At 27.6% G+C, this 26538-nt stretch carries 25 protein-coding genes; 18 read left to right on the top strand and 7 right to left on the bottom strand.

Translation table 11 applies throughout. The annotated features are described in order from the left end of the window. Positions 1-86: 86 nt before the first annotated feature. The 3 genes from IC214_RS05880 to nagB all read left to right on the top strand — a co-directional run bounded on the left by IC214_RS05880 (position 87) and on the right by nagB (position 2816). On the top strand, positions 87-821 hold the full coding sequence (locus tag IC214_RS05880) for a GntR family transcriptional regulator (RefSeq protein ID WP_227436666.1): 735 nt from the start codon (positions 87-89) through the stop codon (positions 819-821). A 9-nt stretch (positions 822-830) separates the two neighbouring features. Then, entirely contained in the window at positions 831-1964 is a 1134-nt protein-coding gene (nagA, locus tag IC214_RS05875; RefSeq protein WP_227436664.1) for an N-acetylglucosamine-6-phosphate deacetylase, read from the top strand. 102 nt (positions 1965-2066) lie between these two features. Beyond that, positions 2067-2816: a glucosamine-6-phosphate deaminase gene (gene nagB, locus IC214_RS05870; RefSeq protein ID WP_227436662.1), complete on the top strand. Its 750-nt coding sequence runs from the start codon at positions 2067-2069 to the stop codon at positions 2814-2816. A 90-nt stretch (positions 2817-2906) separates the two neighbouring features. Here nagB and IC214_RS05865 read toward each other — a convergent pair whose 3' ends face one another. Beyond that, positions 2907-3326 carry a hypothetical protein gene (locus IC214_RS05865; RefSeq protein WP_227866379.1) on the bottom strand — a complete coding sequence of 140 codons (420 nt, stop codon included), beginning with the start codon at positions 3324-3326 and terminating at the stop codon, positions 2907-2909. 480 nt (positions 3327-3806) lie between these two features. Here IC214_RS05865 and IC214_RS05860 point away from each other — a divergent pair, with 480 nt between their 5' ends. The 3 genes from IC214_RS05860 to IC214_RS05850 all read left to right on the top strand — a co-directional run bounded on the left by IC214_RS05860 (position 3807) and on the right by IC214_RS05850 (position 7830). Further along, a complete protein-coding gene (locus IC214_RS05860) occupies positions 3807-4523 on the top strand; it encodes a response regulator transcription factor (RefSeq protein ID WP_054269556.1) in 717 nt (238 codons plus the stop codon). Next, entirely contained in the window at positions 4513-6000 is a 1488-nt protein-coding gene (locus tag IC214_RS05855; protein ID WP_227855769.1) for a sensor histidine kinase, read from the top strand. Before IC214_RS05860 ends, IC214_RS05855 begins: the two co-directional genes overlap by 11 nt. A 216-nt stretch (positions 6001-6216) precedes the next feature. Then, positions 6217-7830, top strand: a complete 1614-nt coding sequence (locus IC214_RS05850; RefSeq protein ID WP_227860804.1) for a sensor domain-containing diguanylate cyclase — start codon at positions 6217-6219, stop codon at positions 7828-7830. Between the two features lie 187 nt (positions 7831-8017). Here IC214_RS05850 and IC214_RS05845 read toward each other — a convergent pair whose 3' ends face one another. The 4 genes from IC214_RS05845 to IC214_RS05830 all read right to left on the bottom strand — a co-directional run bounded on the left by IC214_RS05845 (position 8018) and on the right by IC214_RS05830 (position 10849). Beyond that, a complete protein-coding gene (locus tag IC214_RS05845; RefSeq protein ID WP_227851469.1) occupies positions 8018-8422 on the bottom strand; it encodes a DUF2185 domain-containing protein in 405 nt (134 codons plus the stop codon). Between the two features lie 9 nt (positions 8423-8431). After that, on the bottom strand, positions 8432-8764 hold the full coding sequence (locus IC214_RS05840) for a hypothetical protein (RefSeq protein ID WP_227436650.1): 333 nt from the start codon (positions 8762-8764) through the stop codon (positions 8432-8434). A 14-nt stretch (positions 8765-8778) separates the two neighbouring features. Next, on the bottom strand, positions 8779-9186 hold the full coding sequence (locus tag IC214_RS05835; protein ID WP_227436649.1) for a helix-turn-helix domain-containing protein: 408 nt from the start codon (positions 9184-9186) through the stop codon (positions 8779-8781). A gap of 97 nt (positions 9187-9283) precedes the next feature. Continuing rightward, complete coding sequence (locus IC214_RS05830; protein WP_227866378.1) at positions 9284-10849, bottom strand: helix-turn-helix domain-containing protein; 1566 nt, start codon at positions 10847-10849, stop codon at positions 9284-9286. Between the two features lie 206 nt (positions 10850-11055). On the opposite strand from IC214_RS05830, the gene IC214_RS05825 reads away from it, so the two are divergent. Together IC214_RS05825 and IC214_RS05820 are read left to right on the top strand one after the other, a co-directional pair. Beyond that, positions 11056-12135: an amidohydrolase family protein gene (locus IC214_RS05825; RefSeq protein ID WP_227866377.1), complete on the top strand. Its 1080-nt coding sequence runs from the start codon at positions 11056-11058 to the stop codon at positions 12133-12135. Between the two features lie 54 nt (positions 12136-12189). After that, positions 12190-12813 carry a hypothetical protein gene (locus IC214_RS05820; protein WP_227482927.1) on the top strand — a complete coding sequence of 208 codons (624 nt, stop codon included), beginning with the start codon at positions 12190-12192 and terminating at the stop codon, positions 12811-12813. A 161-nt stretch (positions 12814-12974) separates the two neighbouring features. Here the strand turns inward: IC214_RS05820 and IC214_RS05815 are convergent, their stop codons facing one another. Then, the gene (locus tag IC214_RS05815) at positions 12975-13805 is read right to left on the bottom strand and encodes a MerR family transcriptional regulator (RefSeq protein ID WP_227866376.1); all 831 of its coding nucleotides are present in this window, start codon (positions 13803-13805) and stop codon (positions 12975-12977) included. A 72-nt stretch (positions 13806-13877) separates the two neighbouring features. On the opposite strand from IC214_RS05815, the gene IC214_RS05810 reads away from it, so the two are divergent. Next, on the top strand, positions 13878-15605 hold the full coding sequence (locus IC214_RS05810) for an ABC transporter ATP-binding protein (RefSeq protein ID WP_227482925.1): 1728 nt from the start codon (positions 13878-13880) through the stop codon (positions 15603-15605). Between the two features lie 35 nt (positions 15606-15640). After that, positions 15641-17503 (top strand): ABC transporter ATP-binding protein, encoded by a 1863-nt coding sequence (locus tag IC214_RS05805; protein ID WP_227824783.1) that lies wholly within the window; start codon positions 15641-15643, stop codon positions 17501-17503. Positions 17504-17556: 53 nt separating this feature from the next. Here IC214_RS05805 and IC214_RS05800 read toward each other — a convergent pair whose 3' ends face one another. Further along, positions 17557-18444, bottom strand: a complete 888-nt coding sequence (locus IC214_RS05800) for a LysR family transcriptional regulator (protein WP_227436635.1) — start codon at positions 18442-18444, stop codon at positions 17557-17559. 106 nt (positions 18445-18550) lie between these two features. On the opposite strand from IC214_RS05800, the gene IC214_RS05795 reads away from it, so the two are divergent. The 8 genes from IC214_RS05795 to potA all read left to right on the top strand — a co-directional run bounded on the left by IC214_RS05795 (position 18551) and on the right by potA (position 26538). After that, entirely contained in the window at positions 18551-19138 is a 588-nt protein-coding gene (locus tag IC214_RS05795) for a LysE family transporter (RefSeq protein ID WP_227436633.1), read from the top strand. A gap of 343 nt (positions 19139-19481) precedes the next feature. After that, positions 19482-20171 (top strand): polyphosphate polymerase domain-containing protein, encoded by a 690-nt coding sequence (locus IC214_RS05790; protein ID WP_227436630.1) that lies wholly within the window; start codon positions 19482-19484, stop codon positions 20169-20171. Positions 20172-20248: 77 nt separating this feature from the next. After that, the gene (locus IC214_RS05785) at positions 20249-20923 is read left to right on the top strand and encodes a DUF4956 domain-containing protein (RefSeq protein WP_407812130.1); all 675 of its coding nucleotides are present in this window, start codon (positions 20249-20251) and stop codon (positions 20921-20923) included. Positions 20924-20939: 16 nt separating this feature from the next. Then, on the top strand, positions 20940-22835 hold the full coding sequence (locus tag IC214_RS05780) for a CotH kinase family protein (protein WP_227866375.1): 1896 nt from the start codon (positions 20940-20942) through the stop codon (positions 22833-22835). Positions 22836-23220: 385 nt separating this feature from the next. After that, on the top strand, positions 23221-23511 hold the full coding sequence (locus IC214_RS05775; protein WP_413926641.1) for an ABC transporter permease subunit: 291 nt from the start codon (positions 23221-23223) through the stop codon (positions 23509-23511). 305 nt (positions 23512-23816) lie between these two features. Beyond that, positions 23817-24506 (top strand): YczE/YyaS/YitT family protein, encoded by a 690-nt coding sequence (locus IC214_RS05770; RefSeq protein ID WP_227436626.1) that lies wholly within the window; start codon positions 23817-23819, stop codon positions 24504-24506. Positions 24507-24936: 430 nt separating this feature from the next. Then, the gene (locus tag IC214_RS05765; RefSeq protein WP_021383760.1) at positions 24937-25476 is read left to right on the top strand and encodes a helix-turn-helix domain-containing protein; all 540 of its coding nucleotides are present in this window, start codon (positions 24937-24939) and stop codon (positions 25474-25476) included. Positions 25477-25494: 18 nt separating this feature from the next. After that, a complete protein-coding gene (gene potA / locus IC214_RS05760) occupies positions 25495-26538 on the top strand; it encodes a spermidine/putrescine ABC transporter ATP-binding protein (protein WP_227436625.1) in 1044 nt (347 codons plus the stop codon).

The raw sequence follows: 26538 nt of genomic DNA, 5'->3' as shown, positions 1-26538 counted from the left end.
TTAAAAGTATTGAAATAAATTTTCTTTTAAAGTATAATTGGTATATACCAAAATTGGTATATACCATATTGAAAAGTGGTGATTTTATGAAAATAGTGGATAAATCTAGTAATATACCATTGCATACTCAACTAAGTGCCATAATAAGAGAGATGATAGAAACTGGTGAACTTAAAGAAGGTGATGCAATAATACCAGAAAGAGAACTTTGTAATATACAAAATGTAAGTCGCATGACAGTGAATAAAACTATTGTTGGCTTAGTTACAGAAGGTCTTCTTTATAGGGTACAAGGAAAGGGTACATTCGTCGCAAAGCAAAAAAAGAAGTATCAGTTTTCAAATGTAAAAGGTTTTACTGATGTAATGAAAGAAAAAGGAGTAAACATAAGAACTGATATATTATCCTTTGAGATGGAACTACCAGACGATTTAGTAAAAAGAAAGCTTGGAATAAGTGATAATACAACAAATATATATAAAATTATTAGACTTAGATATACAGATGGAGAGCCATTTGGATTAGAAATAGTGTATCTATCAGAAGAAATGTGTAAAGGTCTTACAAAAGGAATATTAGATAATTCTTCATTATATAGAGTTTTGAATGAGAAATATGGCTATAAGATACAAAAAGCTGAGCAAGTAATGGAGCCAATTATACTTTCAGATGAAGAAAGTAAGCTACTTGAAACAGAAGAAGGTTCTTTGGCCCTTAAACTTCATAGGAATTCTTATAATAAAGAAGGTAATCCTATAGAGTATACCATATCGATATTTAGAACAGATAAATATCAATATGAAATAGTATTGAGTGAGTAGGTGAATAAGGTGAAATGTTTAATTAATGGGAAAATAATATTAAAGAATCAAATTTTAGAAAACAAAGTACTAGTATTTGATGAAAAAATAATTGATATATCTGATGAGATACCAAATGATTGTGAAGTTATAGATGTTGGTGGTAAATATATCTCTCCAGGTCTTATTGATATTCATATACATGGAAACATGGGAAAAGACACAATGGATTCAACTGATGAATCTATAGAGACAATTTCAAAATCAATAATGAGACATGGTGTAACATCTTTTCTTCCAACTACAATGACAATGGATAAAGAGCATGTTTATGATGCACTTGAAGTTATCAAAAAAGCTAAAAGTAGAAAACTTGGAGGAGCTCAAGTATTAGGAGCACATTTAGAAGGACCTTTTATAAATGAAAATTATAAGGGGGCACAAAATGAAAAATTTATAATAAATTCAAAATATGAATTTATCAAAGAATACAAGAATGTTATAAAGGTAATAACTTATGCTCCAGAAAAGGATATAGACTTTGACTTTACTAGAGAAATCAAAAGATGTACAAATATAGTTTTATCTATAGGTCACAGTAATGCAAGTTATGAGCAAGCTAAAGAAGCTATAAACTTAGGTGTAACAAATATAACTCATATGTTTAATGCAATGACTGGATTAAACCATAGAGATCCTGGTGTTGTTGGTGCAGCACTTACAACTGATGTATATAGTGAATTAATAGCAGATACAATCCATATAAATAAAGATTTATTTCAATTTATATTGAACAACAAAGGTAGAGAAAAATTGATTTTAATAACGGATTCTATTGAAGCGGGTGGGCTTGAAGATGGAAATTATGCTCTTGGAGGTCAAAAAGTTATAGTAAAAGGCAATGAAGCAAGACTTGAAAATGGTGCATTAGCTGGTAGTGTATTATCTTTAAATAAAATGGTACTTAACTTTTTAAATAATACAAACCTTAGAGTAAATGAAGCAATTAATTTAGCATCCTTGAACCCAGCAACATCTTTAGGCATAAATGATAAAAAAGGAAGTCTAGATATAGGTAAAGATGCAGATATAGCTGTGTTTGATGAAAACTTGGACTGCAAGATGACTCTATGCTTGGGTGAAGTAGTATACAAAAATATGTAGAATGTAAAAAATAAGCTTTAAATAAAATAAAAGTTATATAAAAATAGTAATAAATTAAACTTATATCAATTAAAGTATTAGCTAAAATTTAGGAGGAACAAAATGAGAGTATTAGTATGTAAAGATTATGATGGAATGAGTAAAAAAGCAGCTGAAATGATAGCAGCTCAAATAGTTTTAAAGCCAAATTCAATATTAGGATTAGCTACGGGAAGTACGCCAATAGGTATGTATAGAGATTTAGTTAAGAAATATAATGAAAATATAGTAGATTTTTCAGATGTAATAAGCTTTAATTTAGATGAATACTATAAGTTGCCAATATCTAATGACCAAAGTTATGATTATTTTATGAAAGAAAATCTGTTTAATCATGTAAACATTAAGTCAGAAAATACTCATTTACCAAATGGAATGGCTGATGATATTGAAAAAGAATGTATAAATTACGAAGCTTCTATTGATAGAGCAGGTGGTATAGATGTACAAGTACTTGGAATAGGTCGTAATGCTCATATAGGTTTTAATGAACCTGATAATAAATTTGCAAAAAGAACTCATGTAGTTGAATTAACAGAATCTACAATAGAAGCTAATGCAAGATTCTTTGAATCAAGAGAAGATGTTCCTAAAAAAGCTGTAAGTATGGGAATTGGTTCAATTTTAAAATCTAAAAAAATATTACTTTTAGCTTCAGGAGAAGAAAAAGCTGATGCAGTATATAAAACTGTTTATGGGGATATAACTCCAGAAGTTCCTGGTTCTATACTTCAACTTCACAAAGATACTATAGTTATAGTAGATGAAGCAGCAGCAAGTAAACTGAATCCAAAAGATTATAAATTAGTATAAGAATATAATTGGGTTTAAGTAAAAAATAGCTATCTTTAAATAATAAAATTTATTTAAAGATAGCTATTTTTTACTTAAGTTATTTAGTTATTATTTTTTACGAAAACTCGTTATCAAGAAGTATCCAAATAATATATTAAAAATTATTATATTAAGTGGTATTCGGTCAAGCATAATAAAACTACCTATAATTGGAATTTTGCCAACTGGAAACATAAATATTAATACAGGCATTAATGTTAGTAAAAAAGATGGAAGACAGAGAAGGATTAATCTTGGAATATCAATATACCAATTGCCAGTTTTTTTATACTCCTTAATAAATAATTCAGTTCCTAACAATAAACCAATGCCACCAGAGGAGATTAAATTAATAAAAATAAATTTTTTAAAGTCTTGCATAAAACCAGTGCCAAATTTACGATAGAAGTCAAAATTTAATTTAACAGCTAAAAAATACATACTTAATAGAATAATTAAAAATAAAAGATATCTAAGAGTTTTTTTCATTTTAAATTCTCCCTTCAGAGATACTTTACCTAGTTTTATTTTGTTGAAATATAATTTTGTCAATGAGTTTAAGAAATCAATAAAATTAATTGAGAATGGAATAAGTATGATATATGAATAAATGTTTTTTATGCTTGAAGTAAACTGTATTACTTAATATAACTATAATATTAATTGTTTGAATATTCAATAAAAAGTCTGAGAAATATAAGTTTTGATAGAAAATGAATAAATATAGTTAGAAGTTGGATTATTATTTTATAACATTTTGTATTGAGTCTGATAAATTCTATAATAATTTGTTTTTGCCTTAAAATTGCCTTAAAATCTAAACAATTTTAAAACTAATGTACCATAAAAAGCTGATATAATTTAAATATAGTAAAAAATATTATTTATCTTATAGATTGGGGTTTTATTGTTTAATCAATGTATTTATACTATTTAATTTAAATTAAGAGTTTATTAAGGAGTGAGTGTATGAATAAGTTAATTTATATAGCAGATGACGAAGATAATATAAGAAATTTGGTAAAGACATTCTTAAAAAATGAAGGCCATGATGTTATGGATTTTAAAACAGGTGACGAACTTTTAGAGCAATTTAATAAAAAAGAGTGTGACTTAGTAATCCTAGATATAATGATGCCTGGTTTAAGTGGTTTTGATGTATGTACGAAACTTCGTGAGAAGAGTACTGTTCCAATAATAATGCTTACTGCAAGAGATACAGATATAGATTATATTACAGGGATAACTTTGGGTAGTGATGATTATTTTACAAAGCCATTTAGCCCAATGTCTTTAGTTATGAGAGTAAAGTCGATATTTAGAAGGATAGAATTTGAAAAGAAACAAATTTATGATAAGTATGGTGATTCTGTAGATATGGAATTGAAATTTGGTGATATAACAATAAATAAAAAAAATAAAATCGTTACAAATAAAAGTGACAATATAGACTTAACACCAAATGAATACAACTTATTAACTTATTTGTTTGAAAATAGAGACAGAGCAGTTTCTAGAGATGAATTATTAAATAAAATATGGGGATATGATATAGAAGTTGAGACAAGAGCTGCTGACGATACGGTAAAGAGACTACGTAAAAAAATTTTAGATACAAATATTTTGATAGAAACTGTCTGGGGTTTTGGGTTTAGATTAAAGGAGAAAAATTCAGATGGAAAATAAAAATGATAAAAAGAGAGGAAATAAGATTAAATCCATATTTAAATTAAAATTTTCAAAGAAAAATATAAGCATAAAAACTAGAATTTTATTGAGCATATTGTGTTTAATAATTGTAGTCTTTATGATAATATTAGTATCTTTTAATATATTGCTTGATACGTACATAAAAACGACTGCAAATGAAGAACTAACAAAATCTACAGAAATAGTAGAACATATGGATAGCAATTTTAGACCTATTAAGCCTCCTCAAGATGATGGAAAGCTTCCTCCAAAAGCATTATCTAATTTTATGAGAAATGTACAAGATAAAGTTAGGATGGCAGAAACACAATCAGATGCTGATGCTATGGTGGTTGATTCAAAGTATAACTTGATATTTCCAACAAGAGAGGATGATTTCTTAAAGAATATTGATGAGATGGAATCGATTAAAAAGTGTATCCAAAATGAAAAACTCGACTTAAACTCAGATGAAAACACACGTATATCCACTGGAAGTAAAGATTATTATATTTCGACTGTAAAAATTACTAGTATATATGGAGAACAAGATAAATATTTGATTCTTTTTATAGATATATCAAAGACTTTAAATCTAGTTCAAAAGATAAATATTGTATTGATATTTGTAATGTGTTTTGCTGGGATATTAGCAATATTTACAGCAGTAGTTTTATCTGAAAAAATTGCTAAGCCGATAAAAGAGTTATGTGGTTTTGCAAAAAAAATGGGTCAAGGAGATTTTAAAAGAACTTACTTTGACTTTTCAGATAAGGAATTAGTAGAACTTTCAAATATTATGAATAAGAGTGCTGAATATCTTGATAAGTATGATAATGAACAAAAAATATTTTTTCAAAATGCTTCTCATGAACTTAGGACTCCACTTATGTCCATTAAAGGTTATGCAGAAGCCATAAAGTATAATGTAATAGATAGCAAACATGCAAGTGATATAATACTTGAAGAAAGTGATAGGTTGAGTGATATGGTTGAAGATTTGTTATATATTTCTAAAATTGATAATATAACTAAAGATTATGACCTTGTAGAATGTGATTTAAGGGAAGTACTTTCAAACTGTGGTTCTAGACAAAATGTAAGAGCGGCAAATAAAGGTATAAAATTTATTTATGAGTTTGATGAAGAAATGGTTCTATTTGAATGTGATGAAAAAAATGTATCCAAAGCATTTATGAATCTTATAGAAAATGCTTTAAGGTATGCTAAGAGTGAAATTAAAATAGTATGTAAATATAATCAAAAAAATATAGTTGTTGTAGTTGAAGATGATGGGATTGGGATTAATAAAGACGATTTACCTCATATTTTTGAACGATTTTATAAGGGAGTTGGGGGAAATCATGGAATTGGATTATCAATAGTTAAATCTATTGTAAATAAACATGGTGGACGTATATATGCGGAAAATGGTAAAAAAGGAGCTAAGTTTACTATAGTATTTAAGTTATAAAGATAATATTGATATATATTAAAGAAATATGTCAATATTTGAAGTTGTTTTTTACATATATCTATTGTATACTGTTGAAAAAAGAACAATATTAAGCTGACATATATTATAATGGTTGACAATTAAAGTAGATGCTTAAATATACATGCAGAAAGGAAAAGTAAAATCTGAAGTGTATTTAGCTTAAGTAAGCTTCTTATTTTATAAAAAATATGTATGAAAGAACAACTGCTTTTTGATATTACAAATTTAGTAACAGTTATCTTTGAAGCTTTTGTTGTCCATATGTTTTTATCAGATTTTTTAGGTCAGAAAGAAGGATATACAAGAACTGTAAGATATGCTAGATTGGGTTTTATAATATGTTTAGGAGCCTGTAATTTAATAACTTTAAATCCTGTAATCACAACACCTTTAATTTTCATCCTTATTTTTTCATCATCATTTTTATATGAAGGAAATACAAAGACACGATTGTTTGCGACTGTTTTATTAAATGTATTCTTTATATTATCAGAAATTGTGGTAACAAGTATTTTTGTTTTATTTATAAAAGAAGGCTTCGAAATAATGTTTGAAAACAATACTATAAGAGTACCAGCCACAATTTTATCTAAGATAGTTTTTTTATTTATATGCAAGATAGTTTGTTTATTTAAAAAAGATGTACATTCAGATATGCCAATAAAGTATTGGGTTATTTTACTTGCAATACCTTTGTTCAGCTTATTTCTGACTATTTCTATCTTTGATGTAAATAATTTTTTTAGTTCTGAAAGTTTAAAATTTCTAAACTTAATATCAAGTGTTGGTATTTTATATATTAATTTTATCGTGTTTTATCTATTTAAATCTATTATAGATAAAACTAAATTATCTATGAAGTATGAAATACTTGAGCAAGAAATAATTCATAAGGAAGAATTAAGGCTCAGTAATGAACGTTATAAAATTATTGTTGAACAGACTGACTCTGTTGTCTTTGAATGGAATGCTAAAGAAAATAAATCATTTGTATCTCAAGCATGGAATGAAAAATTTGGATATAGTAGTAAATGTGACAATCTTTTAAAAGAGATTATGGATAAAGAATTAGTTCATCAGGAAGATTATAGTGGATTTGAAGAGTTTCTTAAGTGTATTAAAGAAAATAACAAACATAATCAGGTAATCTATCGTTTAAAAAAATCTAATGGCGAATACCTTTGGTGTAGAACATCAGTAACAAAGATTTTTAATGATGAAAATGAACTTTTGAAGGTTGTAGGCGTAATTGTAGATGTAGATAGTGATATAAAAAAATACGAAGAGTTGAAAACTAGAGCAGAAAGTGACTCATTGACAAATATATACAATAAAGGTACCTTTGAAAAATTAGTAGAAGAAGTTATATCTACAAATAAAAGCAATAAAAAAGATGCATTATTCATTATTGATTTGGACGATTTTAAGGAAATAAATGATAATTTTGGGCATCCATTTGGTGATTTTGTATTAAAAACTTTTGCTGAGAAGATACAAGATAGTTTTGGGAATGAAGATTTAGTTGGAAGAATTGGTGGAGATGAATTTGTAGTATATATGCAAGATTATCATTCAGAAGTAAATTTGCATAAAAAAGCTAAAGAATTAAATAGAGTACTTTATGAGAACTACAATGATTTAAGTTTTAGCTTTGAGGCTTCTGTTAGTATAGGTATTGCAAGACATCCTCAAAATGGAAATTCATTTTTAGAATTGTTTAAAAATGCAGATAGAGCTCTTTATAATGTAAAGGCCTCTGGAAAAAATTCTTACTGTTTATTTGAAGAAGAATTATATATACAGTGAATTTAGAAGATATAGTTTGAGTATATAGTTAAATTATTAAAAAAGTTGACTCATGTAGTGAATTTGTAAGTATTTGTTAAAGGCTATGACCATAAAAAGCATAGCCTTATTTTCATGTCTAATTAAGAACTATGTATTTTAAAAGAATTCTATTTATTAAAACCAAATTGTCAATAAGTTTTATAGTTTAAAAATATGTAGGATTCATAAATGGTATTGTAAGTTCTGTGACTTCTCCACTTGGAAAATCTGTCTCTCCCACAATGAAGGGTTCAAGTTTGTCGCTTTTCTGAAACAAGTTTTGAAAGAATTCTACTGGATAATTTTCCTGATTTAAAAATTTTAGATTCTTTTCAAATGCTATTTGTGCAGGATGTTTAACTAGTTCTCTAATTTCTTTCCTTGTGTTTGTGTCAATAAAATATTTTCCACTTTTATCAGAGCGAAATTCTAGGTCTGTTCCTATAGGCATATAAAAAATATTTAAAGTAGTTGGTTCAATATTAACAAGAGTATTAAAATCTACAATTGTCATGTTTTTAGGATTATCAATATACTCTTGTGTATCTGTATCTCCAAAAGCAATTAGCATTTTCTTAACTCAAAATAATGTAATACATATTACCAAACCTATAGCGCTGATAGCCAAAAAAATCAATCCAACTCCAACTGATTTTTTTCTAGATTCAATTTCTTTACAATCTTCTTTAGACATATCTATAATAGGGTATTTTCGTCTACCTATTAAGTATATTATTAAACCACTCGAATTATTACCATTCATAGCAAACAATCCCCACAATTTAGGATGTTTTAATCCACGAGCTTTTGCATCAATCACAGTCATATGATAAATTTGATATACAACACCAACTGAACCCACAAGAGCTACAGCAAAACATATCAAAATAAGCATAGTTTTATTCACTTCCATAATGAGTACACCTCCTAAAATTTTCTTATAATTTGGTAGAACAATGCTGATGAACTTATTATTGCTGTACAAAATACACTAACCATAAAGTAGTAGTTGTCTGGTATAAAGCTATTAAATAGCACAAATAAAATAAGTAATATAATATTGATAATAATTGCAGTTATTAACTTTTTATTACTATTAACTAGATTTGTACTTTCTTTTAAATGTTCAATCATTTTATTATCTCCTTTCAATAATTCATCTAAGCTAATGGAATACAAATCACTTAGTTTGATGACGCTTATAATATCTGGATAAGATTTCTCATTTTCCCAATTTGAAATTGTTTGTCGTGATACATTAATTTTTTCTGCAACTTTTTCCTGTGTCAATCCAGAATTTATACGAGCATTTTTCAGTTTCTTTCCAATTTCCATGTAGCTATCGCTCCTTTCATAATTATTTTGTCATATTGAGAGGGTAAAATCTATCAAATATCTTTTACAATAGTGATTTAAGTGTGTCAAAATATTTTTACATGCCTGTATATGTGTTGAAACAGGTCTTATTTCTTGAGTTAATTTCAATCATTTTTATAGAAATATAAATCTGAAGTATTTCATCAGCATAATCTAGTGTAATACCTGTAATTTCTTTTATTTTATTAATTCTATAAAACAGAGTATTTCTATGGATATTTAAAACTTCAGCTGCTTTGCTTGGTGAATTATTAAAGTAGATATATTGCTTTAAGGTCTCTAAAAAATTAGAACCATTTTTTTTATCTTCTTCAATTAGTTTGGTTACAGCAGGATGATTGAGGTCATATAAATCATAGTTGGTACTAAGTAGCTCGTAGAGGATATATGGTATGCTTTTCCCAAATGGAGAAAAGTTTATGTCATATTTTTGAGCAATTTCACTAGCTTTTTTGGCTTGAATATAATACTTCCAACTATCAGATAGCTTTGAAAATCTTGGGCTTATTCCAGCATAAAGTGAATTTAGTTTTAAGTAATTAATAAATTCTTTATTTTCATGCTCAATTAAATTATGAATTAAAGAATCATTAATAAAAACAACTAAAGTAGACTTGTATACTACACAATTATTAGATGGTATAAATGCACTTAAAGACTGCATAATAAAAGGAACTTTACTGTCAAAGTAATTATTATCTTTGTTTACTATTACCATTATGTTTAATGAATTTGACTTAGTCCAATTTAGATAATGAAATCTTCTGCTTATAGTATCATCATCTAGATACTTTTTTTCCAACAAATCAGAAAGTATATAATTAGGAATAAGTTTTTTATCTATATTAAACAGATTATTTTTTTGCAGTTCTAGAGATAAAGCTTTATTAAGTGATTCTAATAATTTGAAGTGAAATTCATTAAATGGAATTTTCCATTCACAGATAGCTATATGAGCTATTTCAATTTCTTCTACACACACGGATGAGATTAATGTACCAAGCCAGCTGTCTGGTTTATTTTCTTCTTTAATAGATTTATTATAATGTATTTTTTTATGTATATTTTGATATTTTATGTAATTTATTGTTTCTTCGTCTAAATATTTATCTCCATTAGAATCTTCAGTAAGTTGCAATATATCACTAACATCATAAGAATGAGCTAAAACTTTGAAGGTAGAGTCACGAATTATCATGGGATAGCCAAATTCTTCATGTGCTATATCAATTAAATATTGTATGCCTTTATTCTCAGAAACCACATCAAAAAACCTTTGAGAACATAAACTAAGACGTATTTCTTGATTCATAATATTTAACAATTCACTAAAAAGGTCATATTTTTCTTTTTTTGATTTTATGATACAAATATCTGAGTTTAAATTATATCTTTCTAAATCAATGTTAACTTCATTTTGTATAAATATACCTAAAAAATTTATATTGTTCAAATCCACAGTAATATCTGATATATTTCCTAAATATAAACATCCAGTAGTAAATTCAGTTTGATTATTCTTATAAATATTCAAGCTAGTAATGTCTATATATTCATCTGGAAATGGCTTTAATACTGAGATATATTGAGATATATCTTTCATTAAATCTACTAATTTCATGTTAAACCTCCTCTAATTATACTTGATTGTACTATAGCACAATCAATATAGTATATTTTACATTAAAGTTTAGATTATAACACATAGTTTAGGTAAATTAATTTATATATAATTAGTTATATAAATTAAGAAAATATCAAAGTAAGAAATTTTTAATTAAATAAGAATTAAATTTTTAATAAATAAAAATAAAGGGAGGGTGAAGTATGGCAATAACTAAAATTACTAATGTTAAAATATTTGATGGAGAAAAACTTTCAGAACAAAGGAGTGTTGTAATAGAAGATGGTGTGATATCATCAAAAACAATATCTGATATTACTATAGATGGAGAAGGATGCACTTTACTTCCAGGATTTATTGATTCTCATATACATTTGGATAGTTTAAAAAACTTGGAGGACGCAACTGATTGGGGTATAACTACTATGCTTGATATGGCAACTAATAGTAAAGATGTAGTAGAATATTTAAGAAATTTAGACGGATTAACTGATATTCGTAGTGTATATGAACCTGTTGCACCAGAATCGCACCCTCATCTTATGGGAATGGGGTTTAAAGATAGTAAAATACACACTATTGAAGATGCTGAAAATTTTGCTAAGAAACAAATTAAACAAGGAGCAGATTTTGTAAAAATCATAATAGAAGACCCTAAAACATCTAAAACGGCTTTTGATTTTGAGACAATAAAAAGAGTAGTTGAAATATCTCATGAACATGGTAAAAAAGTATTTGCTCATGCACCTACAACTATAGCTTATGAATATGCAGAAAAAGCAAATGTTGATGTAATAAATCATATTCCTTTTATAGGTAAATTATCTGATGATGTAGCCAAAAGGATAAAAGAGAAAAATCTTATATCAATTCCAACTATAGTTATGATGGAAAGTATAGTATCAAATATAAAAAAAGCTACAGGAAGAGAAGATGTTAGGTTAGAAACAGCAATAGAAAATACAGCTACATTGAAAAAAGCTGGAGTGATGATATTAGCTGGAACTGATGCAAATAATGATGAAAATTCTATTAGTATAGTGAAACATGGGGAATCTCTTCATCGTGAATTTGAATTATTAGTTAAGGCAGGTCTTAATACAATTGAAGTACTTGAGAGTGCAACAAGTTTACCAGCAAAATTATTAGGTCTTAATGACCGTGGAGTAATAAAAGAGGGAAAAAGAGCTGATTTAGTAATGGTTGAAGGTGATCCAATTAAAGATATAGCAGCAACTAGAAATATAAAAGGTGTATGGATAAAGGGTAATAAAGTAAGATAATGAATTGAGTATTGTTAAAAATAAAAGAAGTTTATGTTAAAGGAGATTGAGAACATGTTATTAAGTAGACCAGGAAAAAATTCTATAGAAGATATAGTGGATAAAAATAGTGTAAAAGAGCTTATAGAATTTGAAAGGTTTTGTAGAGATAATGCGTTATGGGATGAAATGAAAAAATGTTTTGCAAAGGAATCTACTGTTTCAATATCTTGGTATCAAGGTAGTGGAGAGGGGTTCGTAGAAGAATCAAGTAAGATGAAATCTTATGCGCCACATAAAATTTGTGATACATTAGTTTGGGTAAATAAAGATAAGGCAGTATCAATTACAATGGGAGCTATCCATATTAGAAATGAAATAGATGGAAATTTAGTTGAACTTCAGTCAGATGTCAAGTTTCTGTATAAGACTCAAAAGATAGACGATATGTGGTATATAATATCTATGGATGCTATATATGAAAAAGATATAATTTTACCTGTTTATCAGGATGGGGATGTCAAAATTTCTAAGGAAGATATAAAGGATTATAGACCTTCATATGCAAGTCTTTCTTATATGCTTAGTACAGATGGATATAAAATAAATCAAGAACTCCCCGGAATAGATAGACCAGAGAAGGTTGATAGACTTTATAAAGATGCAGAAAAATGGCTATTAGATAACTCTAGAAATTAGTTTAAATATAAATAAAGATGTAGGTGATTTTATATAAAATCACTTACATCTTTTTAAATAAACTTCTGTATGCTTTAGATAATACTATTATAAAATTTATTTAATTTGCTATACTCATTATTAATCTTTACATTCATTTTTGTATTCTTTAGTATCTCCTTTTACATTTTAACTTCTGCTGATATTTGAGTTAGATATTCACTAGAATCTCTTACACTTATATCATATAGAAGATATTCTTCATAAACAAAATCTCCCATATATAAATTATTTTGATTGAAAAATTCTAATAGTTTTTCATAAGTTTTATTAATAGTTTCATAACTTCCTTTATGATAAGCAGTTACATAAAGCCCTTTTGGTTTGATTGATGTAGGATATTTCTTATAGTCTTTATTAACTTTTGTAAATAAATATGAATATGACTCAAAATCTCTATTTATTATATCTTCGCCTTTAATGATTGAACCAATCATACCATCATCACCTAAATCATAGTTATCCATAAAGTTAATACATTCATATAAAAAGTTTTCATCATCATCTCCAAGAAAGGGTTCTTTATAAGTAAGAGGCGTTTTGACTAAATACTCTTCCTCATGTTCTTCTAAAGTAATCGTATTTGCATCTATATTACATGCTTTTTTAGTAAATGAAATAGTAGACTCCATTAAAGCCTTAATATTATTCAATTTTTCAATTTCATTGTTAATATCAAGAGTTTTCTTTTCTAAAAGTTCAATTAGTAAATTCGGAGTTCGTTTATCTATATAAGCTTTAATTTCTTTTAAAGGCATTTTAATTTCCTTAAGAGAAGAAATTATACCAAAAATACTGAGTTGATGGTATGAGTAGTATCTATATCCGTTTTCCTTCTTTAACTCTGGAGAGAAAAGACCTATATCATCATAATGAAAAAGCGTCTTTTTATTGACTCCACAAATCTTTGCAAATTCTCCAGTTGTGAAATAATTTTTCGAAATTTGACTCATAATTAAAATTCCTCCTTGACTATCCTGTTACAGTATAGTTTATCATAATATTCTATAAAGGAGTGTGATTGTATGAAAAAATTAATTCGTTTTTTAAAACCATATAGAGTTTTAATTGTTACAGTGCTGATGTTTACATTTTTACAAACTCTTGGAACTTTATATATACCAACACTTACAGCAAGTATAGTAAATAATGGTGTAGTAAAGGGGGATGTAGATTATATTGTAAAGACAGGTTTAATTATGTTGATAGCAGCAGGTATAACAGCTTTATCAGCTGTTTTAGTTTGCAAAGTATCATCAAATCTCTCATCTGGATTTTGTAGAGATATTAGAGAAGCAGTATTTATAAAATCACAAGATTTATCAATAAATGATTTTAATAAAATAGGAACAGCTTCAATGATTACTAGGAGTACTAGTGATATTACTTTAATAGGTCAATCTTTGTTTATGTTTATTCAGTTGGTATTACCAGCACCAATCATAACAGTTTGTGGTTTATTCTTAGCATATTCTATAGATAAAGTAATGACAATTATTATTGTTACAGTAATGTTTCTATTCATGTTATCTGCGTTTTTGGTTGGTAAAAAAGTTATCAGATTGTTTAAAATGATGCAAATAAAGATGGATAATATGAATAGAGTATTACGTGAAGTAGTAACTGGAGTAAGAGTTATAAGAGCTTTTGATAGAAGTCGTTTTGAAAAAAAGAGATTTGATAGAACTGCAATAGATTATTCTGAAACAGCAATTTCAATAAATAAAATATTTGCAGTACTTATGCCTGTTGTAATGTTAATAATGAACTTAGGTATAGTGAGTATAATTTGGTTTGGTGGTATGAGAGTAAGTAATGGAAATATGGAGATAGGTCATATAATGGCACTGGTTGAGTATTGTATCTTAATATTATTTTATTTAATTATGGGAGTAATGGTATTTATGTACATACCTAGAGCAGGAGCTTGTGCAGATAGAGTAAACCAAATCTTAGACATAGAACCTGAAATTGTAGATGGAAATGGATATAAAGATATTACTTCAGAAAGAGGTCATTTAGTATTTAAAAACGTAACTTTTTCATATTCACAGTCGGAGGAACCTGTTTTAAACAATATAACATTTGAAGCAAAATCTGGAGAAGTAACTGCAATTATAGGAAGCACTGGTTCTGGTAAATCTACTATTGCAAATATAATACCACGTTTTTTTGAAATTCAATCTGGAGAAATATCTATAAATGGTCAAGATATTAAGAACATGCCTCAAAAAGAGCTTAGAGACAAGATTGGATTTGTACCACAAAAAGCCTTTTTATTTAGTGGGACAATAGAAGAAAATATAAGATATGGAAAAGAAGATGCAAGTATTGAAGAAGTAAAATATGCTGCAAATGTAGCCCAAGCTGATGAATTTATTTCTGATATGGAAGATAAGTATGATTCGTTCGTAGCACAAGGAGGAAATAACTTATCTGGCGGCCAGAAACAGAGAATATCTATTGCAAGGGCATTAGTTAGAAAACCAGAAGTATATGTTTTTGATGATAGCTTTTCTGCATTAGATTTCAATACAGATAAAAGGCTTAGAAAAGCATTGAAGAATGAAATTAAAGATTCATCAGCCATAATTATAGCACAGCGTATAAGTACAATTATGGATGCTAATCAGATTATAGTTTTGAATGATGGAGAAATTGTAGGTATAGGAAAACATAAAGAGTTACTTGAAAATTGTGAAGTTTATAAGCAAATCGCAGATTCACAGCTTAGTAAAGAAGAACTTGCATAGAGTGAAGAATCAATCTGTGTATTTGGAGGTGTAATATGAGTGAAAAAATAACAGAAAAACAAGATGTAGATGTACTTAGTTTTGAGGATGGTATGTCAGCAGAAAAAGCTAAAAATGCAAAAAAGACTACTAAAAGATTATTGAAATATATGAAGAAACAAAAATTTAAGTTATTAATGATTTTTATTTCAGTATTAGTAAGTTCAGCTCTTACAGTTTTAGCACCAATGGTTATGGGAAAAGCTATTGACCAATTATTTAATGGGATTAAAACTGCAGTTCAAACAGGTACAAAGTTCAGTGTGAATTTTAGTACTATGGGAGGTATAATATCAATACTTCTAGGGTTATATTTGATTAGTGCAGTATTCATATATATACAACAATATATTATGTCAGGGGTTGCACAAAATTTAGTTCTTAACATGAGAAAAGATTTAAGTGATAAATTAAATAAGCTTCCTCTTAAGTACTATGATTCCCACAAAAAAGGGGAAACACTTAGTATCGTCACAAATGATTTAGAGAAGGTAGCAGATAGTTTACAAGAAGGGTTAATGCAACTTATTACGGCAGTGGTCACAGTGATTGGTTCTATTGTAATGATGATAAGCATAAGTATACCACTTACAATAGTATCAGCTGTAACATTGCTTGTTTCCTTAGGTATTACTGTTATAATTGCAAGAAAATCACAAAATAGATTTTCAGAAAATCAAAAAGCATTGGGAGAATTAAATAGCAATATAGAAGAGATGTTTACTGGTCAAATAGTAGTCAAGGCATTTAGTAAAGAAAAAGATACTATAAAAAACTTCAAAGAATTAAATCAAAATCTTTATAATGCTAGTAGAAAAGCTCAATTCTCATCATATGCTATATCTCCAATTATTAGATTTATAAATCAAATTGGGTATGTTATTATAGCAGTTGTGGGAGGTGTATTTGCATCAACTGGAGCAATGACTCTTGGTAGTATACAGGCGTTTATACAATATGTAAATCAAGCATCAGAGCCTACTACAGAGATATCTTATATTGTAAATATGCTTCAAGCTGCAATTGCATCTGCAGAGAGAGTTTTTAAAGTTATGGATGAAGTTGAAGAAATAAAGGACAAAGAAGATTCAAAAGTTATCAACATGCCTAAAGGTAAAGTGGAATTTGAACATGTTAAATTTGGATATAGTGATGATTCTATTCTTATGAAAGACATTAATATTAAATTGAATGCAGGAGATAAGATTGCAATTGTTGGACCTACAGGAGCTGGGAAGACAACTCTTGTAAATTTACTTATGAGGTTTTATGAGATACAAGGTGGAAGAATTACTATTGATGGAGTTAATATAAAAGACTTAAAACGTGGAGAACTTAGAACTATGTTTGGAATGGTTCTACAAGATACATGGCTATTTAATGGTAGTATAAAAGAAAATATTGCTTATAGTAAGTCAGATGCTACAATGGATGAGATTGTAAATGCAGCAAAATCAGCAAGAGTAGACCACTTTATAAGAACTTTACCTAAAGGTTATGATACCGTATTGACTGAGGATGCTTCTAATCTATCTCAAGGTCAGAAACAACTTTTAACAATTGCCAGGGCAATACTTTCAGACCCATCAGTGTTAATTCTTGATGAGGCAACCTCTAGCGTAGATACTAGAACAGAGGTTGAGATTCAAAAGGCAATGAATAACTTAATGAAGGGAAGAACTAGCTTCGTTATTGCACATAGATTATCCACTATTCGTGATGCGGATTTAATATTAGTAATGAAAGAAGGTACTATTATTGAACAAGGAAATCACAAAGAACTTATTGAAAATAAAGGATTTTATGAAGAACTTTATAATAGCCAATTTTCAAGTGAATATGACGAAGAAGTTGTGTAATTAAAATAATTAATATGATAAGAAATAGATAGACTTATTTTAAATAAGTCTATCTATTTTTCATTTGAAACAACTAAATCAATAAATAATTGCATAAGTGGACTAATCCACTTATTTTTATGATGGCCACATACTGCTACAATGCTTCTATCATCTAACTCTGTATCTATTGCACATAGTTCTCCTGTCTTCAAATCATCTTCTACTGCAAACGTAGGAAGGTATGACACTCCCATATCATTTTTTACTAAATTTTTAATAGTAGGTATACTCCAGAGTTCAATCGTATGGTCTAGAGTAATATTTTTTTCATTTAAATATGATTCAAACATTTGTCTAAAAATACATGCTGGCTCATCTATTATGAAAGGTATATCTAATTCTTGGTTTGGAGTAATAAAATCAGGGAATTGTTTTTTTACTTTTGGAGATGCAACTAGTGTCAAAGGTGATTCTCCAACAGTATAGGTAGAAATAGAATTTCCCAAGCCTCCAATATCTTTATAAAATATTCCTAAATCAATGCTTCCTGCAAGCAAAGAATTTCTAATATCATAGCAATTCATTGAGCGAAGAAATAGCCTTGCATTTGGTGCCATTTCATGAAAACGTTTTAAAATAGGAGGTATTTTATAACAAATAAGAGTTTCTCCCATTGCGATATGTAAATCACCACGTAACTCAGACAAGTCAGTACCAAAATTCTTCATTTTATCAACAGAACATAGAACGTCATCCACATAAGGTATTAGATTTTTGCCAGCTTTAGTTAGAACCATTTTTCTTCCTATCTTTTCAAATAAGTGTGTAGATAGCTCTTGTTCTAACTGTTGCACTTGGAATGTTATTGTTGATTGTGTGTAATTGAGTTTATTTGCTGCTTTAGAAAAACTACCTTCTTCTATTATGGTTTTAAAAGTTTGTAGGTATTTAAAATACATGCTCATCCTCATTTCATTCAATATAATTGAAGTATAGATTTAAATATTTCGATTTTTTTTATTGTTTGATTTATAGTATTATAATATAAAAGGAGAGTGATTACAAGTGTTGAGTGAAGTTTTATTGTCTTTTTTACCATACGCATTTGTTACAGGTTTTACACCAGGACCTAATAATATTCTTGCATTAAACACAATTAGTAATAATGGATGGAAAAAAGGAAAGTCAGTGGTTATAGGAATTAGTATGGGATTTATATGTATTATGTTTATATGTGCTCTTGGATGCCTTGAATTATCAAAGTTTATACCAATGATTACTGGTATTATGAAGTACATAGGAGCACTTTATATTATTTGGTTAGCAATACAAGTAGCTAAGAGTAAACCAAACAATGATAGTGATGTGAAGAAAGAATCCTTTTGGACTGGATTTATTTTGCAGTTTGTCAATGTAAAAATTATAATATTTGCTATTACTGTATATACAGGGTATGTAATACCTGTGTCACAGTCAGTTGAATATTTATTATCAGCAGCAGTTTGTAATAGTATTGTAGGCATATCTGGGACTTTGACATGGGCTCTAGCAGGAGGTATTTTACAAAAATATATAAACAAGCATTATAAAGTAATTAATATTATTATGGCACTAGTACTTGTTTGGAGTGCAGTAAAACTAATTTTAACATAATTAAGCATATAAATTTAATTATTTAGTATTATAAATTTAGAAGATGGAATTATGGATTATATCATTTTGAATAAGAAACTTGATTTTTTATTTGAAATATTTAATTTATCTATAAATAACATCTTCTTTTTTTTACCTCTAAAACAACTATTCATTGACTATACAGAATCTAATACCATATAAAATTTAATAAATTTATAGAAATCTCATCAGCTTAATCTTGTTTGCCACATATATGCCATAAAGATGCACTTATTTTACGGAGATTTAACAAAGTCAAGTGAAGTATACTCTAAATATAAAATAAATCAAACATAGTTAAATGAATTGAGAGGTGATAATAATGGATAAGAAGTTAAACTATAGATTTGAGATGAAACACAAAATAACTGAAGCTGATGTCCTAGCTTTAAAATCAAGGCTTTATCCAATAATGAAAAAAGATAGAAATGCATCAAAAGATGGAAAGTATCTTATCAGAAGTTTATATTTTGACACTCCTGAAGATAAAGCACTTTTAGATAAGTTAAATGGAGTTGCAATGAGAGAAAAGTTTAGAATAAGATTTTATAATAATGACCTTTCTTATATAAAATTGGAGAAGAAAATAAAACATTATAATATGACATCAAAACTGTCAGCTAGTTTAACTAAAAAAGAAGTAGAGAAGATATTAAAAAATGACATTGAGTTTTTAAAAGAATCGACAAACTGCTTATTAAGAGAATTTTATTTAAAAATAAAATGTGAAAGATTGGAGGCAAAAAGTATAGTTGATTATGATAGAGAAGCTTTTGTCTATCCACTTGGAAATGTAAGAGTTACAATCGATAGCAATATTAAGACTTCTGTAAATTCAGTCAATTTATTCAATAAAGAATTGCCAACAGTATCAGTTATTGATGAAAATATGACTGTATTAGAAGTTAAATATGATGAGTTTATACCAGATTTTATAAAAGATTTGGTTCAGATTAATAAAACTACTTCTACAGCAGTTTCAAAGTATGCATCAAGTAGATTGTATATATAGGATTTAAATTCAAATTTTAGGTAAAGAGCGTCCAAATAAAATAAAAAAATTAAAAAATAGGAAGGATGATTTTAGTTATGACGTTTAACGATATTTTTAAATCAAGTTTTATAGAAAATGTATCAGGTTTTTCATTTGTAGATAGTGCTTTAGCTCTAGGTTCAGCATTTTTAGTAGGTTTGTTTATATATATGATTTACAAAAAAACCTATATGGGTATTATGTATTCTCGACCATTTAATGTGTCACTTGTAGCACTTACAATGCTTACAACTTTCGTAATATTGGCAGTTACATCAAATGTAGTTTTATCTCTAGGTATGGTTGGTGCTTTATCTATAGTAAGATTTAGAACAGCAATTAAAGACCCAATGGATTTGGTATTTCTATTTTGGTCATTAGGCTCAGGTATAGTTTTAGGTGCAGGTTTGATTCCATTAGCTGTTATGGGCTCAATAATCATGGGATTGATTCTAATATTCTTTTCAAACAAAACAATATCTGAAACACCATATATATTGATGGTAAATTGTAATAATGAGAATTCAGAAGATATTGCAACTGACAAAATTAAAAAAGTATTTTCTAAATATCAAATAAAATCAAAAAGTGTTACACCAGAAAAAGGTATAGAATTGGTATTTGAAGTAAGAATGAAAGACGGAGAAACAAGTCTTATAAATGACTTAAGCCAAGTCGATGGAGTTACTAATGCAGTTCTTGTAAGTTATAATGGTGACTATGTAGCATAGAGAGGAGTAATCTTTTATGAAAGATAAAAAATTTACCCTTCTTATCTCAATTATGGTTATATTTTTATGTGCAGTAGTTGGAGTTTACAGTACATATGGTAATAAAAATGTTGATTTATATAGCAATGTATATATTGAAAAATATTTTGACAGAGACAAGGTTATAGAAGTTAATATAGAAATAGATGAAAGTGACTTGGAAGACATGAATGAAAATGCTATAAAAGAAGAATTTAAAGTTGCAAAAGTAACTGTAAATGGAGACACATATGGAAACGTTGGTATAAGAACTAAAGGAAATTCAAGTCTTACATCTGTAGCAAATAGTGATAGTGATAGATATAGCTATAAGATTAATTTCGATAAATATAATACTAGTCAAAGTATGGAAGGTCTTACTCAATTAAACCTTAATAACTGTTATTCTGACCCATCTTATATGAGAGAATTTTTAACTTATAGTGTCTGTGAGGAGATGGGATTAGCTACTCCAGAATTTGCATATGCTAAAGTTTCTATAAATGGTGAATATCATGGATTATATTTGGCAGTAGAAGGGTTAAAGGAATCTTATCTTGAAAATAATTTTGGAGATGTAACTGGAGACTTATACAAATCAGATGAAGGAGCCTCATTACAATATGAGGGTGATGACCCAGATAGTTATTCAAATCTAATCGTTGAAAGTGACAAGAAAACTGCTGATTGGTCTAAAGTTACAAAACTACTAAAATCTTTAGATACAGGTGAGGATATTGAAAAATATCTTGATGTAGATTCTGTCCTCAAAAATATAGCAATAAGTACAGCTTTATTAAATCTTGATAGTTATCAAGGTAGTTTCGCTCATAATTACTATTTATATGAACAAGATGGAGTGTTTTCTATGTTGCCATGGGACTTTAATATGTCATTTGGTGGATTTAGTGGTTTTGGTGGAGGTAGTCAATCTATAGCTATTGATGAACCTACAACAGGTAATTTGGAAGAGAGACCTTTAATATCTGCATTATTAAAAAATGATACATATAAAGCTAAGTATCATGAATACCTAGAAGAAATAGTAACCAAGTACTTGGATTCAGATTATCTGGAAAATATGACAACAAAATTACATGACTTGATAGCATCATATGTAAAAGAAGACCCAACAGCATTTTATACTTATGAAGAATTTGAAAAAAATATAACATCTTCAATTGAAGACTCTAGTGATAATAAGGGATTTGGTGATAAAGAATCTAATAATAAAGAATCTAATAATAAAGATTCTAACAATGAAAATAAGAGTTTTGAAAACAAAAGTAATGAAAAAGAAGTTAATGCTGAATTAACATTAAGCAAAGCCAAAACTAATACGGATAATGATACTCAAAATAACACTACAGATAATAGTGAAAATGAGAATAATACAAATACCAATAAAAGTGGTGATGATACTAATGAAAAGTCAGGAGGGCCTATGGGTAAAGGTGGAAAGTCAATACCAGGAGTTTTAGAAGTTGCAGAAAATATGAGTAAAACTATAAAAGCTCAATTAAGTGGAGAATCTTCTTCAACTAAGGAAACTTCTGATGATAATAGTTCAAGTGAAAGTAAAGACACAGAAAATTCTGATGATAAGATGAGTGGCATGCCAGAGCCACCTGAAGGCATGGATGGTAAAACACCACCAGGAATGGGAAATATGGATAAGGGTGATATGAATGGTAAAAATGGAGATATGAATATAGATAGAAGTCAAGGTAATCCAAAGGAAGCTGGGGGTTTTGGTAATAAAGGAGGCGACTCTATGAATAAAACAACAACATACTCTAAATTAATTTTAGGTGGAGTTTCAATGATAATCATGTCAGTTATGCTAGTAGGTGTATCAAAGATAAACCGAAGAAGATTTATAAAGTCAAAATAGATTCAGATACAAATAATATTGATACTGTTAAGTAAATATCTACTTAACAGTATTTTTTTATTTTAATATCTTTGTTTTTAATAAAAAGTATTTTCTTATTAGTGTTAGATTAATAATCGTTGTAATTTCGTACATTTATAATTTTACAATGATATAGTAAAATTTGATTCTATTAAAAAAGTACATAGAAAAAAACGATTAGACAAAGTATGAAAAGTATAATACGATTATTTTGGGGTAAATGGAAAATAAATTTATATTTTGTAGAAATATCCATAAAAATAAATGTTTTAAATTTAACTTATATTAAAGTAAAGAGTGATGTGTAAGTTTAAAAATTATAAAACTAAATTATGGTATATAAATAAAGTTTAAATTCATGTAAATAAAAATATCATCAAGTAATGTACAAATATTTAGAAGAATAGTTATGCCACAGGCTATAAGAGTAGCTATACCTGCATTATCTAATCACTTTGTAGATTTAATTAAGGGTTCATCACTAGCTTTTACTATAGGGGTAATAGAAATAATGGCAACAGCAAATTATAATGGCGGTAGTAAATATAAATATCTAGAAGCTTTCTTAGTAGCAGGATTTGTGTATTGGTTCATATTATTTGTATTTGGATTTATTCAAAAGAAAATAGAAGAAAAACTAAATACTGCATACTAACAATAATATTACATAATAAAATAAAAGCTATTTAAATATAATAAAATATGTTTAAATAGCTTTTATTATTTAATTATAAATAAAATTGAAAATATAGTGTTTAATTGTAGAAAACATAAATTATTTCTTCGAAAAAATAATCTGAAAATTTGTAACCAAATTGTAATAAAATGGTAGTTATTTAGCATAAAATGATGTATCATAGAGTTAGATTATAAAATTTATAAGATAGGATTTTTGCACGAAAACTGCTGACTTTTGGTATTTAAGGTGAGTAGTTAAATTATGTTTAGGAGGGGTAGATTTTGTTACAAAAAGTATTATGGAAATTTTCAAAGCTGGTTTTAGGTCTATTTATATGTTCAATTGGTATAGTATTGACGATAAATTGTAACCTAGGTTTATCTCCTTGGGATGTGTTTCATCAAGGTCTTTCAAATCATGTAGGAATAACTATAGGGACTGCCTCTATAATTGTAGGCTCTATAGTAGTTATAGCTGATGTTATTCTAGGCGAAAATGTAGGATGGGGAACTGTATTCAATATGTTATTAATTGGCTTTTTTATGGACTTACTTCTATATACTAACTTAATTCCAAAGACGGATAGTGTATTAATAGGAATAATTATGTTAATTTTAGGTTTGGGGCTTGTAGCTCTTGGAATGGTATTTTACATGGGAAGTGGTCTAGGAAGTGGACCCAGAGATGGTTTGATGGTTGCTCTTCAAAAGAAAACAGGAAAATCACTTAACTTAATAAGAGGAACTATAGAAGTTGGTGCATTAATAGTTGGATTTTTCTTAGGTGGAAAAGTTGGCATAGGAACTATAATAAGTGCATTTGGTCTAGGATATCTTACACAAATATTATTCAATTTGTTTAAATTAGATTGTAGTAAAATCAAACATAGATTTATAATAGATGATATAAAATTTATAAAATTGTATGTGAGCGGAGATAAAAAACCTGCTACTCAAAATATGGCTAAATAGCTCTATAAAGAATTAATTAGAAGTATATAGTAATTATAAATAAAAATTTTCTTGTAAATATATAAAATTTCAAATATTAAAAGATATGGATTGCTAAAAAACTATAAAATATAGATTTTTAGCAATTTTTTATTTACTTAACATATTCTAAGACTTTAAAAGCTTTTATATATGTTATATGAATTGATTTATTTATAATTAGAGATACTAAACTTTATAGATATTAATATAAACACATTCAAATTGTGTATTTTCAAAGCCTTTAAAATACTTGTATTTATTCTAACTAAAAAAATAAAAAAATTAGCAAAAAAGTCTTGTATTATATCTAAATTTTATATATAATTACCTATGTTGTTTACAAATTTTAAACTCAATGTTTAGTAAACAAAATGTTTAGTAAAATAAAACAAAAATTAGGAGGTGCAACATGGATATAGGTGAAAAGATAAAAAGATTAAGAACAGAAAAACAACTGACCCAGGAAGAGTTAGCTAATAGATGTGAATTGTCAAAAGGATTTATTTCTCAACTAGAAAATAACTTAACATCACCATCCATAGCTACCCTTATAGATATACTTGAGATATTAGGTACAAATTTAAGGGAATTTTTTAATGAAATAGATGACGAAAGAATTAGTTTTACAAAAGAAGACATGTTTGAAACTGAAGATGAAGATTTAAAATATAAATTAAAGTGGTTAATTCCAAATTCACAAAAAAATGAAATGGAGCCAATAATAATAACATTGTATCCAGGTGGACAATATAAAGAAGAAAAGCCACATGAAGGTGAAGAATTTGGATATGTATTAGCAGGTTCAATATATGTTCATATAGGCGAAAAGAAAAATAAGGTAAAAAAAGGAGAAAGCTTTTACTTTAGACCAAGAGCAAATCACTATATATCAAACGAAGGTAAAACGACAGCAAAAGTGATTTGGGTAAGTACGCCACCATCATTTTAGAATAGAGGTGTTTAATAAGTGGTAGAAAATATAATAGAATTAAGAGATATATCTAAGCATTATGAGGAACTTACTGTTTTAGATAATTTCAATTTAGATATAAAGAAAAATGAGTTTTTAACTTTACTTGGACCAAGTGGATGTGGAAAAACTACTACATTAAAAATAATAGCAGGTTTTGAGTATGCTGATGATGGTAAAGTTTTATTTGAAAGTAAAGAGATAAATAATTTGCCACCATATGAAAGACAAGTAAATACAGTGTTTCAAAAATATGCTTTATTTCCACATATGGATGTATATGAAAATGTAGCTTTTGGACTAAAAATTAAAAAGACTCCAAAAGATGTAATAGATGCTAAAGTGAAAGAGGTTTTAAAACTTGTTGCACTAGAAGGCTTTGAAAGACGACAAGTTGACTCATTAAGTGGAGGACAACAACAGAGGATTGCAATAGCAAGAGCTTTAGTTAATGAACCAAAAGTATTGTTACTAGACGAGCCACTTGGAGCATTAGATTTAAAATTAAGACAAGAAATGCAAATAGAATTAAAAAGAATTCAAAAAAAATTAGGAATAACATTTGTGTTTGTAACTCATGACCAAGAAGAGGCTCTTACTATGTCAGATACTATTGTTGTAATGTATAAAGGTAAAATACAACAAATGGGAACACCTCAAGATATATACAATGAACCTAAAAATTCATTTGTAGCAAAGTTTATAGGTGAAAGTAATATATTTGATGGAATTATGATGGAAGATTATAAAGTAAATTTCTGTAATAGAGAGTTTGAGTGCGTAGATAAAGGATTTGAAAAAAATGAAAATATAGAAGTAGTAATAAGACCAGAAGATATAAAAATGGTAAAGCCAGAAGAAGGAATGTTAAAGGGGAAAGTTACATCTACAGTATTTAAAGGAGTGCACTATGAAATAGAATTAAATGAAAATGGAAGATTGTGGATACTTCATAATACTAAAAATGCTGAAGTTGGAGTAGAACTAGGCATGGACATATATCCAGAAGACATCCATATAATGAGAAAAGAGAGTAACTAA

Source organism: Clostridioides sp. ES-S-0190-01 (assembly GCF_020658275.1).
Lineage (GTDB): Bacteria > Bacillota > Clostridia > Peptostreptococcales > Peptostreptococcaceae > Clostridioides.
Note: the sequence above shows the minus strand (reverse complement) of the source record. Positions and strands in the feature narration are given on the sequence as shown.